The organism is Xenorhabdus sp. KK7.4, assembly GCF_963876465.1.
Taxonomy (GTDB): Bacteria; Pseudomonadota; Gammaproteobacteria; order Enterobacterales; family Enterobacteriaceae; genus Xenorhabdus; species Xenorhabdus stockiae.
Window position 1 is genome coordinate 1 of the sequence record NZ_CAWNQF010000106.1, and the last position, 9,810, is coordinate 9,810.

Genomic DNA, 9,810 nt, shown 5'->3' on the forward strand with positions numbered 1-9,810 from the left:
CGCTGGCCACATCCACCTTGCCTTCGATTTTGCCACCGGTTTTGGGATACGCATTTTGAGCTTGGTTTCTGGTTTCCGTTAACCCGAGGTTTTTTACAAACTCGTCTTTGTTCGGAATGTCCGCACCATTTTTGTTTTTTTCTAAGCGAGAATTAGCATTTTCGTGAGCAGCATTTACACGAGCATCAGTTTCTTCTTTAGAATAAGCGCCTACTTCTCCAGAAGTTGGTTTATTGGTAGTGTTATAGTCTCGTCTCCAACTTGGATAATAATCCTTACCATGGTTTCCATAAGTAAATTGCGCATTTGGGGTACAACCATCTATCGATGTAGGAGCTGTTGTAACGCGGAGCGTCATTACACCTTCGATACCCATGACTTCTACAACCGCACCAGCCAAATGGATTGAGCCACAGCCAGTATCAGTAATCCTTTTATTATTGTCATACCACCATGTGCCTTTACACATCCAATAGGGATGGTTAAAAGCACCCTGGCTTTTTAGCCATGCAATAAACTCTTCGGTTGTCCAAGTACCGCCACCACCGATATGAATTGAGCCATTAAACGCTCTAGCCGAACCAATATTACGGTTAAATGCGTCTTTATCAGCTACATCCGCACCATTCTTATTTTTCTCCAAGCGCGTATTCGCATTATTATTCGCCGCATTAGCCAAATCATACGCCGCTTTCACCGCCTTCGGTGTGGCTGCATGGGTTTCGCTATTGCTGTCTACCGCGCTACTTAGGATAACAAATCCTTTTTCTTTCAGCGTTGCATCCGGGTGGTTACGGCTGTTCGCGTGTTTTGTAATGGAATTATCCACATACTCACGGGTTGCCAGAACAATGGACGGATCAACTTTCAGCGTGACCGCATTTGCGCTGCTGACAATCAGGATCATTCGGATCGTCTGAGTACGGCCGGAACCTTCCTGCAATTGTGGTTTGTAGGTTTCTGCGCAGTTACCTACTGCAACCAGAACGCCATCTTTGTCGTACAGGCCAATTTCACGGATCCACCAGCCACCTTCGGCTTCAGGGATAACCTGTTCCGCGATAATCTGATTGGTGTTTTTCGGATCGATGCTCAGCGTATTAATTGCTGCCCGGCGTTTTTCATTAATCAATTTAGTTTGTTTGGTATCCGGTACCGGCAGGCTGCCACCACCATCACCAACGGCCATATGGGTAATTTCAATTTTTGTACCCAGTGCCGCAGCATTTGCCAATTTATCTGCGCCTAACTGTGTCAGCAGCGCAAAATATTTGGTACTCATGGTCTAATCCTCATGTCGTCAATAATATGTACCCCCGCGCCCACAATTTCTGAGCCGGATACGGTCACTTCTTTCGGGAAATAGGGGTAAACGGTTAGTTCGTCACCGCTGTAAGTCGCTGCCGAGTAGTGATATCCACCACGGGTATCAAGGTTGATATCCAGCCCGATTAAATGTCGGCTCACTGGTTTGGCATCGAAAATCAGTTTTTCCAGCTCTTCGAACATTTCATGGGTAATACCGCTCTCCAGCACACCGATATCCAGCCGGAAGGTGCCCGGTGCATCGTTGGTCTGCCACCACTCTTTAACCCGGATGAGATAACCCAACGGTTCAATCACCCGCCGGATTGCCCCAATTGTTCCTTTGTGTTTATGCAGGAACAGTGAACCTTTGATCACTTCCCTTTTGATGTTCTCAGGCCAGTTCTCGTCCCAGCGATCCACAGACCACGCCCATGCCAGATAAGGCAGTAATGATGCCGGACAGGTGTCCGGGTTCCACAGCTCACGCAATGGGATTTTGATCTTCTGCAACTTGGCACAGGCTTTCGCCGCAGCCAGTTCTAACTGCGTTGAACCCATCGGCAGAAGGCGATCATTCATCAGAGCCTCCCATTGTCAGCGTGGTTTTGGTGCAGTAAGAAGCCTGTGTTTTATCCAGCACGACGTCTTTCAATGGCGCTTTTAGTTCTACGCGCTGGACACCTTCTACATGCAAGGCGGCATAAATCGCGGACAAACGAATGTCACGCCCCAGACGATGCTGTGCTTCGACGTAGTGTTTCAGCTTCTGCTCCGCTGCTTTGCGGATAGGTTCTGACTCTGGTGTCGGAAAGATGTACAGCACTGCGTCAATTTCATATTCCACGATTTTTGCTGACTGGACTTTCAGGCGATCAGCCACCGGACGCACGTTTTCGTCATTCAGGGCTGTTTCGACAATTTCCAGCAGCTCTTTGGATGCAACTCCTTTGTCCTGGCGGGACATAATCGTTACTGTGACGTTAGCCGGTGACGGGCTGATTGCCGAAGCATCTGCGACACGGCCATCCGCACTGCGGGCATGGAATTCATAAGCACCCACCGGGCCAGCAACACTTAGACCTTCAAAAGCCTGTGGAATACGGACACGATAATCATTGTCGGATTCCATCACAGCCGGAGTCGGCGGGACGGTTGAGTTATCCGCAGAACGCAGAACCATGCGCGATACGTTGTTATTCGCTCCCAGCTGATCCAGATCGCTACCGGTTGAATAGGCCACCATAACCGCGCGGGCAGCTTCATTAACGCGCTGGCGCAGAAGTAGCTCGCGATATACGTTCTCTTCCAGCAATTTCACCAAAGGCTCGGATTCAAGTTGCAGTGTTCGTGCAATAGCATCCTGCTGCTCTTCGGGGTAAAGCGAGATTAGGCCTCTTTTACGCTCTTCTAACAGTTGTTCGTAATCCAGTGGCTCAACCACATCCGGTGGTGGTAACTGGCTTAAATCGATTGTTGGCATTGCTTACCTCACCGGAATTGAGAGTGAAAATTCTTTGGCGGACTGGTGATAAGTACCGGTAATATCCACCACCATTCTGCCGTCCTGTAGGGTTTCCATCGTGATTGACGTCAGCGTCACACGTGGCTCCCAACGGCTGATTGCGGTATAGCTGGCCGCCATAACCTGAAGTTTGATTGCCGGATTCTGCGGCCAGTCAATCAGTTCAGGCAGTAACGAACCGTAAGTACGACGCGCAATACGACTGCCTACCGGAGTCAGTAAAATATCGCTGACGGATTGCCGGACATGGTCCAAATCGCTCAACGCCCGGCCTGTCTGCCGGTTCATCCCCAGATACATCATACGGGGCCTCCTGATGTGTCACGGCCTGACTGGATGCCGATGTGTTTATGGGAATCCACGATCACGCCATTGGAACTGAATGTGCCGCCGGTGTGTTCAATATTGCCCGTCATTTTGCCGCCATTGCGCACAATCAGATTTCCTGTGCTCATCAGCTGCGTACAGATGACCTCCGGTGTATCCAGCGTAATCCGGGTGCTGGCAACACAGGTGATTTCCGGCGCAGTAATATGGACGGAATCCGATGCAGTCACTGTCGCGGTTTTGATGCCAGTCACAGTTAATGCACCTGATTGCGGCTCATACTCCATCACTGCACCATCCGGAAACTGAACATGTGTTGCTTCAGGAGACGCTGATGGTGCCGGAAACTCATCTGAAAAAATTGCTGGCAATACAAAGGCGGTGGTCAGTTCGCCGCCTATGGACAGTAATAAAACCTGCTCACCAACACTGGGCGCCCACCATGTGCGGGAGTTCCCCGCTCTGGATGTCAACCAGTGCAGCCAGTCGGTTTCGAGATTGCCTGTCGCGACCCGGCATATACCCTTTGCGGTATCCACTTGGGTAATCACGCCTGTTCGGATCAGGTTGCGCAATAAGCGCATCAGTTCAGTGAGTTGTGTGTTCATGGCGTAAGAATGCCATGAAAAATCGAGGGAAACATTAAACTAGGCTTGTAGGAACAGACATACAAAATGGTAGATAAAAACCAATTAAATCAAAAAAATAAAAGCCTTTTCATCCTGAGATAAAAAGGCTTTTATAGGTTCTGTGAGAAGTCATGTTCAGTTGTTCAAAGTGGCTACGATTTACATTGCCTGACAACTTCACGGACATATTGTTGCAGATAATCTAATTTGGACTGGTCACTGATGATCCCTGCTCGGATATCGTAAATATCGCGTCCAGCTTTTGCAGTGAGTTCGACTTGGGTTCCATCGCCCATGCTGCGGGGGCCGGTATCTCGCTTTTGGGTGAGCTGACAGGTAGCAAGGTTGGCGGCGGCGATTTGCACCCGGCGATGACCAGCGGCAATATCAGCACGCAAAGCGGCGTTTTCTTCAGTAACATGGGCTAATTTTCCGGAATAGTATTCATCTAATTGGGCGGCTTTACTCTGAGCATCTTTCATCTTTTGAATAGCTGACAATGTTTCCTGATTCGCTTTCTGATGAATAGCAACAACCTGAGCACTATGCTGTTGTTTAAGGTTCGCAACTTCACCAAGGAACAGTGAACGATGCCCCCACCAGCCAGTGCATCCTCCAATGACAAAAATGGCAATTAACGATATTTTCTTCATTCCTCCAATCCCCAACAAACCAACTCGGATTCCTGTTCACGTCGTAAGACCTGCCCATAACAGCCATTCGGCTGTCCTTTGGTTGCCCGGCAATCACGACCTCCATCGTAAATCCAGCGTTTAATCTCCTGACAGGCACCTTTTTTATCTCCGGCATTGAGTTTGCGATAAAATGTTGAGGAGAAACATTTTGAGGGGCCGATGTTATACGGGCAAAAACTGGCAATTCCCGCAATTTGTGGCTCGGTCAGCGGAACATGAACGTTCTTTTTCACCCAATCAATCGCTTTGTCAGCTTCAACCCGGTTCAGCGCTTCACATTGCTCAATAGTCAGTTGCATCCCTTTATATACTGCCTTTCCATCAATACGCGTCACACCCCGGCATATCGTCCAGATACCACCGGCATCCTGATAAGCAACAAGCCGATTGCCCTCTTTCTCATCAAGAAACTGGGAAAGAATGACCGAAGAACTGGCGCCACCGATAATCAGGCCAATGAGCAACCGGCTGAGTCTGGTTTTGAGATCCTGCATATCACAGCTCTTTTGGTGCGTTATGTATCAGCTCGCTGACGATTCTGGCTGATTTAGATGCAGGCTCTACCTCCAGATTTTCCAGAATATCTTTTAAGATTAAAGTGCGTTTCATCTGCTCACGTCGATTAAGACGATAAGTCAGAATACCGAGAGAAATGCTGGCTAATACTCCCAACAGAAAACTCAGCTCATATAAAGAAAGACCGGAAAAAATGGCGGTTGTGCTGGCACAGGCATAAGTGGCATGGCTATATTTATCCATTCATGCCCCTCAATCCCAAAGCTGAATCATAGGCTTACTGGCAACGGGCACAAAATCCGGCATTTCAACTTTTGTTCCATGAGGCAATGTCGCACCAAAATCAGCCAGCCCAGGATTTGCCTGCAATACACGCTCCGTCATGCCTAAAGTCCGGCCATAATGACGCCAGCACAAAGCGTCTACCGTTTCGTTTTGTTGTGCAATAATTTGCATATACTCTCCTTTTATTTGCAGAAAATAATCGGTAAATCGGAGAGTTATGATCGAATAATCAGCGAAATGCCTCAATGAAACGGCATTGTTGGGGAAATAGTACAAATGAAGGGCAATTTTGCCAGATGGGATTTATTTTCACTGTTCAGAAAAGTATAAGGGCAGGGGATAATCCCTGCCCTTATACTATTTAAATTGCTTATTATCCGTTTATTGGAGAGTTCAACCCATCAGGCCTAATCCGATAACCAACTATCGTCCTCCCAGACACTTTGGATCAGTTCCATGATTTGATCATGTTCACTACTGTTTTTACTCCCTGTCACCTTTACGGACGTGTTACTACTGAGGGCAATTCTAAAATTAGTATCAGGATACTGTGGCAGTATTCTCTTCTTTAACTCGCTTTCAAGTGCAGACATGACTGATTCAGAAACATTAGCTCGCTTATCGAAAAGTATTTCAACTCGCATTATTTTCTCCCGCTAAAACCTATTCTTTTACCGAACCTGAAGTTTTTCAATCATTCATTATCTAATGATTTGTTTTTTAAAAAATTATTATAACCACTGAGACTTTTTTCATAGGGTGCAGATAACTCTGCTATCCAGACCAGTGCCAGTTCTTTGTCTTCTGCCTGATTGCATTCACAACTTGTTGCCATTCTGGCAATAAAATTAATACGTTGTGCTACCAATGATTCCATAAGAGAGTCCACTGATATGTCCGCCTCCACTCTATAACTGTATATGCATACAGTACACCTAATTAGTGAAAATTTAAAGTAGTTTTTTCCTTTCTTAAAGATAAAAATTGATAGTTAATAACTATTATTTATTTCTTTCATGGAAACTTTTATCTAAAAAATAACATTTATCAAAACCATTTCACATCTATATCACAATCTCGTCTTCCCTGTCTATCCGTACAGTTATTGACAGAACTCCAAGAGGGCCATTTTTTGTGTCGTCTATAGACAATCCGCTCTGATGTGGCTGGCGCATCAGATTTCGGGACAACTGTCCATTGATGGATTCGTGTACAGATATATTTTTCCTGACTGAGCAACGACGATGTCACTCCCTGAATGGAGTGAATATCTTCACCATAAGGACTACCAAAAGGGATATGCTTATAAGCGAGCCTGATAACCAAATCACGACGGGCAACCCATGGCCCTCCCTGAGCCTGAATATAAGCCGCCCAGTTTCCCTTATCCGCGGCCTGCAAAACGTCATTCATTTTATTATCAGATAAACGAACGTCTTTAAGTCGACGCAGTTCTCGCCAGACAGAAACCGGAGCACCACCAATTTGTTGAAATTGTCGAATTCGCCAACGACTCGCCCAAGCTGTTACTGATTTAGCCATATCGCGCAGTGATCCTCCCGTTTCATGATCGATTTCATCTTCCAGAGCATAACCATCAATATTTTTGGAAATGTACTTTGCGATATAACCTGTCGCGCTACCTTGATTAGGATCTATCACCCGGTAATCAAAACGAGATTTTTTATCATGGTCACGCAGTAACTCTTCCTCTTCTTCCTGACAAGAGTAGTGTTCAAGGATCTTTCTGACCTGTGAAGCATGTTCCGGCAACATAAAGAGCAAAATGTGCCAGTGTGGTGTTCCATCATGATGGGGTTCAACAACCCGAAAACCAAACATCTTAATACCCGCACGGGCAATAGCTGCGCGAGATTTTGCCCATACACTGCATAAATAGCGCTGAGTATCACGGGGAGTTGCACCTTCCCATTTTTGGACAAATCCCCCTCTATGCCTGACTGCATGGTATTTTGCTGGTGCAGTGATAGTATAAAACTCTCCTACACACCCCATTTGATTCGCGATATCTTCGAAACCGCGCATTCTGACCATTAATTCGCAGCGACGAATAGCAGGATTAGCATTACTGTGAACGACAGTCTCAGCTAATGAAATCCGCTCTCCTGCTTCATTTTCTAAATCAAAATGCTGAAAAAACTCACGATTGCGTCGCTTTTGTTCCAGCCATTCGCGTAAAGCCAGTAGTGAAACATAAGGCGAGGCCGCGTTCTGCACCTGTCCAACTGCAATTGCCATATGCTCAGATTGGGTATCCCGCAAGCGTTTTAAGCGAAAATACCACCAGCGTATGGACATCATGCGTAACATGCCGGCGCAAAGTAGATCAACAGACAGTGTTTTTCGCCCATAATTGAACTGCCGCCAATAAGGGGGATGAATGCCACATTGCAAAGTCAGCTTTGCCATTAATTGATATACCTCAGCCATGTGAGAAAACCGTACTGATTCACTCATCACTGATTCAGCCTGAACTTGCTGCACTTTCTCCCGATTAGAAGAGTCATTCGTAACAGAGTGACTCATAGAAGAATAGTGCTCATAGTTTTCGGTAATAAACACGGATATTTCATGAGCAAGCTTTAAAAGCGGTTTACGACCATAAGTCGCAATATTGCTCAATTGTTCAATAAATGGAAAAGGAGCAATGCCCGATACAGAATGTTTGAATTGATACCTGCTCTTAACTAACTGTAATCGCGGTAATACATTCTGCCCGACGGTTTTTCTCAGGTAAGCATTAGCATCCCTGCGTCCTGATTGCGCAAAGATATCGGCATAGCGGTGGCTAAAATGTTTTGCCAGAAAATCCGGCATCTGGCCAATATACTGGTGGCGCCATTGGTGATCTTCTGCGTTAACTTGCCATAACAAACGCTCTGCTGATGAAGCATTCTGCGGAATATTTGGCTGAAACATGCCCGACTGTTTATAAGTGTGAGCGAAAAGATCACTATTCATCAATGCCACCTTAATTAAGGAAATGTGAATGTCTGGCGTACACATGCCATCTGTTCAAAAAAATTAGAAAATATTTAAAAGGTGGTTAACTGGGTAACGTTAAATGTCTGGGAAACTGACTGACTACAACCTTAATATGATTCATCGCTTTGATCAGAGAGTGTTTTTCCTCAGAAGTAAACTGGCTGATTTCGCTGTCATGGCGAGCTCGGGGAATATTTGCCAAATAGAAAATCGCGGATAAAGCCCGCTTGTTCTCTTCATAGTGACAATCCCTTTTATCGCGCATGTCCGCAAGAAAGCGTTTTAACTCTTTTTCATCATCTCCCCAGTATATTGCTCTGATCTTAGACAGATGGTTCAATCCTTCCAACCGCTGACCGAGGTTAATTTGGGCAAACTTTTCTTTTTCCGTATTCGCCATATTTTCCTCACCCTTTCACCTTCAGAGCGATTATTGTCAGAGCAATCCCTCGAACACCGCTGATATCAGGTATAGGGATTGAAATTTGGATGTTCATGATGCAATATCTCTTAATGGTTTTCGTCTTAACCAATTCGGACCCAATAAAGATCTCATTTCAAGATCTTTTGCGGGATAATAATATCTCTTATCTATACTGTCAATGAAAAATACCAATATTGAGATCAAAATGGGGGCTGATAGTGGTGGGCGACCAGCTATCGAGCGCCTTGTACGCGCGTATGGATTTAAATCCCGTCAGGCTCTGAGTGATCATTTAGGCGTGTCCAAAAGCACAATGGCAAACCGCTATCTTCGTGATAGCTTTCCGGCGGATTGGATTATTCAGTGTAATCTCGAAACGGGTGCTTCACTGCTATGGCTGAGTACAGGGCAAGGAGAGATGTTTCCAAACGGCGAAGGGATCAAAAAAACAGAACGATTGGAAGATATCATTGCGCCGTCAATCTCCCGTGTAAAACTGTCAGGAGGTAAGCTGAATGAGGCAGATCCGGTTATTCTGGATAGTGAGTTGATTTCCAAAGATCTCAGAGAACCTCTGGTGGTTGATGATGGCATATCCTGGTATTTGCTTGATGCACAAGAAGACACTATTCAGGACGGTTTATGGCTGGTCGATATCGAAGGAATGCACAGCATCAAGAAAATAGCCAAAATCCCTGTCAGTAAAATTCGCGTCAGTGATAATGATGTTACGTTTGATTGTGCTATCAGCGATATTCAATTCATTGGACGCGTGGCTTTAGTGATCTCCAGACAATAACCAGTTACGTAACAATACGTTTTCCATCAAAGTTATCTCTGATTACCAGAATAACTTTGATGGCGTTTATCATTTTAAAATAAAACCCCTTAAAAAAGATTTGTATCGCAGGATAAGATACTCACGGCTTTTCTTTACATGTTGCAGCCTAAATAACTTTCCATAATAGTGGGACACTCGATTTACTTTCTCTGAAAGAGTCTATTTGCAGATTTTTTCAAGAATTTTTTCACATTACTGAGCAGTTGCCACATATACCGTCAACAATGGTTACGTGTGACTGTTTCATGTAACGTGTG

The 9,810-nt window shown here is 45.5% G+C and carries 14 protein-coding genes; 1 reads left to right on the forward strand and 13 read right to left on the reverse strand.

Going from position 1 to position 9,810, the window contains the following annotated elements; genetic code table 11:
- From AACS90_RS18445 to AACS90_RS18505, 13 genes are all read right to left on the reverse strand, one after another.
- Nucleotides 1-1,282: phage tail protein (locus AACS90_RS18445; protein ID WP_241538324.1), on the reverse strand; the 1,282-nt coding region annotated here is incomplete at its 3' end.
- Nucleotides 1,279-1,887: a phage tail protein I gene (locus AACS90_RS18450; RefSeq protein ID WP_099123494.1), complete on the reverse strand. Its 609-nt coding sequence runs from the start codon at nucleotides 1,885-1,887 to the stop codon at nucleotides 1,279-1,281. The genes AACS90_RS18445 and AACS90_RS18450, both read right to left, overlap by 4 nt.
- Entirely contained in the window at nucleotides 1,880-2,788 is a 909-nt protein-coding gene (locus AACS90_RS18455) for a baseplate assembly protein (RefSeq protein ID WP_099123495.1), read from the reverse strand. The genes AACS90_RS18450 and AACS90_RS18455 overlap by 8 nt, the downstream gene beginning before the upstream one ends.
- Before the next feature lie 3 nt (nucleotides 2,789-2,791).
- On the reverse strand, nucleotides 2,792-3,133 hold the full coding sequence (locus tag AACS90_RS18460) for a GPW/gp25 family protein (RefSeq protein WP_099123496.1): 342 nt from the start codon (nucleotides 3,131-3,133) through the stop codon (nucleotides 2,792-2,794).
- A complete protein-coding gene (locus tag AACS90_RS18465; protein WP_099123497.1) occupies nucleotides 3,130-3,765 on the reverse strand; it encodes a phage baseplate assembly protein V in 636 nt (211 codons plus the stop codon). The genes AACS90_RS18460 and AACS90_RS18465 overlap by 4 nt, the downstream gene beginning before the upstream one ends.
- A gap of 173 nt (nucleotides 3,766-3,938) precedes the next feature.
- Nucleotides 3,939-4,439: a lysis system i-spanin subunit Rz gene (locus AACS90_RS18470; protein ID WP_241538325.1), complete on the reverse strand. Its 501-nt coding sequence runs from the start codon at nucleotides 4,437-4,439 to the stop codon at nucleotides 3,939-3,941.
- The gene (locus AACS90_RS18475; RefSeq protein ID WP_099123499.1) at nucleotides 4,436-4,975 is read right to left on the reverse strand and encodes a lysozyme; all 540 of its coding nucleotides are present in this window, start codon (nucleotides 4,973-4,975) and stop codon (nucleotides 4,436-4,438) included. Before AACS90_RS18475 ends, AACS90_RS18470 begins: the two co-directional genes overlap by 4 nt.
- Before the next feature lies 1 nt (nucleotide 4,976).
- Entirely contained in the window at nucleotides 4,977-5,240 is a 264-nt protein-coding gene (locus AACS90_RS18480) for a hypothetical protein (protein ID WP_099111665.1), read from the reverse strand.
- Between the two features lie 9 nt (nucleotides 5,241-5,249).
- Nucleotides 5,250-5,453: a tail protein X gene (locus AACS90_RS18485; RefSeq protein WP_099111664.1), complete on the reverse strand. Its 204-nt coding sequence runs from the start codon at nucleotides 5,451-5,453 to the stop codon at nucleotides 5,250-5,252.
- Between the two features lie 236 nt (nucleotides 5,454-5,689).
- Nucleotides 5,690-5,926: a DinI-like family protein gene (locus AACS90_RS18490; RefSeq protein WP_099123500.1), complete on the reverse strand. Its 237-nt coding sequence runs from the start codon at nucleotides 5,924-5,926 to the stop codon at nucleotides 5,690-5,692.
- A gap of 50 nt (nucleotides 5,927-5,976) precedes the next feature.
- Nucleotides 5,977-6,159: a hypothetical protein gene (locus AACS90_RS18495; protein WP_099123501.1), complete on the reverse strand. Its 183-nt coding sequence runs from the start codon at nucleotides 6,157-6,159 to the stop codon at nucleotides 5,977-5,979.
- A gap of 170 nt (nucleotides 6,160-6,329) precedes the next feature.
- Entirely contained in the window at nucleotides 6,330-8,264 is a 1,935-nt protein-coding gene (locus AACS90_RS18500) for a replication endonuclease (protein WP_099123502.1), read from the reverse strand.
- Nucleotides 8,265-8,349: 85 nt separating this feature from the next.
- Nucleotides 8,350-8,688 carry a DUF5347 domain-containing protein gene (locus tag AACS90_RS18505; RefSeq protein WP_099123503.1) on the reverse strand — a complete coding sequence of 113 codons (339 nt, stop codon included), beginning with the start codon at nucleotides 8,686-8,688 and terminating at the stop codon, nucleotides 8,350-8,352.
- 202 nt (nucleotides 8,689-8,890) lie between these two features.
- Here AACS90_RS18505 and AACS90_RS18510 point away from each other — a divergent pair, with 202 nt between their 5' ends.
- A complete protein-coding gene (locus tag AACS90_RS18510; protein WP_099123504.1) occupies nucleotides 8,891-9,511 on the forward strand; it encodes a phage repressor protein CI in 621 nt (206 codons plus the stop codon).
- The last annotated feature ends 299 nt before the right edge of the window (nucleotides 9,512-9,810 follow it).

Excerpts from the sequence above, each read along its gene's own strand:
- AACS90_RS18450 (WP_099123494.1), bottom strand. The coding sequence starts at position 1,887 with ATGAATGATCGCCTTCTGCCGATGGGTTCAACGCAGTTAGAACTGGCT.
- AACS90_RS18455 (WP_099123495.1), bottom strand. The coding sequence starts at position 2,788 with ATGCCAACAATCGATTTAAGCCAGTTACCACCACCGGATGTGGTTGAG.
- AACS90_RS18460 (WP_099123496.1), bottom strand. The coding sequence starts at position 3,133 with ATGATGTATCTGGGGATGAACCGGCAGACAGGCCGGGCGTTGAGCGAT.
- AACS90_RS18465 (WP_099123497.1), bottom strand. The coding sequence starts at position 3,765 with ATGAACACACAACTCACTGAACTGATGCGCTTATTGCGCAACCTGATC.
- AACS90_RS18470 (WP_241538325.1), bottom strand. The coding sequence starts at position 4,439 with ATGAAGAAAATATCGTTAATTGCCATTTTTGTCATTGGAGGATGCACT.
- AACS90_RS18475 (WP_099123499.1), bottom strand. The coding sequence starts at position 4,975 with ATGCAGGATCTCAAAACCAGACTCAGCCGGTTGCTCATTGGCCTGATT.
- AACS90_RS18480 (WP_099111665.1), bottom strand. The coding sequence starts at position 5,240 with ATGGATAAATATAGCCATGCCACTTATGCCTGTGCCAGCACAACCGCC.
- AACS90_RS18485 (WP_099111664.1), bottom strand. The coding sequence starts at position 5,453 with ATGCAAATTATTGCACAACAAAACGAAACGGTAGACGCTTTGTGCTGG.
- AACS90_RS18490 (WP_099123500.1), bottom strand. The coding sequence starts at position 5,926 with ATGCGAGTTGAAATACTTTTCGATAAGCGAGCTAATGTTTCTGAATCA.
- AACS90_RS18495 (WP_099123501.1), bottom strand. The coding sequence starts at position 6,159 with ATGGAATCATTGGTAGCACAACGTATTAATTTTATTGCCAGAATGGCA.
- AACS90_RS18500 (WP_099123502.1), bottom strand. The coding sequence starts at position 8,264 with ATGAATAGTGATCTTTTCGCTCACACTTATAAACAGTCGGGCATGTTT.
- AACS90_RS18505 (WP_099123503.1), bottom strand. The coding sequence starts at position 8,688 with ATGGCGAATACGGAAAAAGAAAAGTTTGCCCAAATTAACCTCGGTCAG.
- AACS90_RS18510 (WP_099123504.1), top strand. The coding sequence starts at position 8,891 with ATGAAAAATACCAATATTGAGATCAAAATGGGGGCTGATAGTGGTGGG.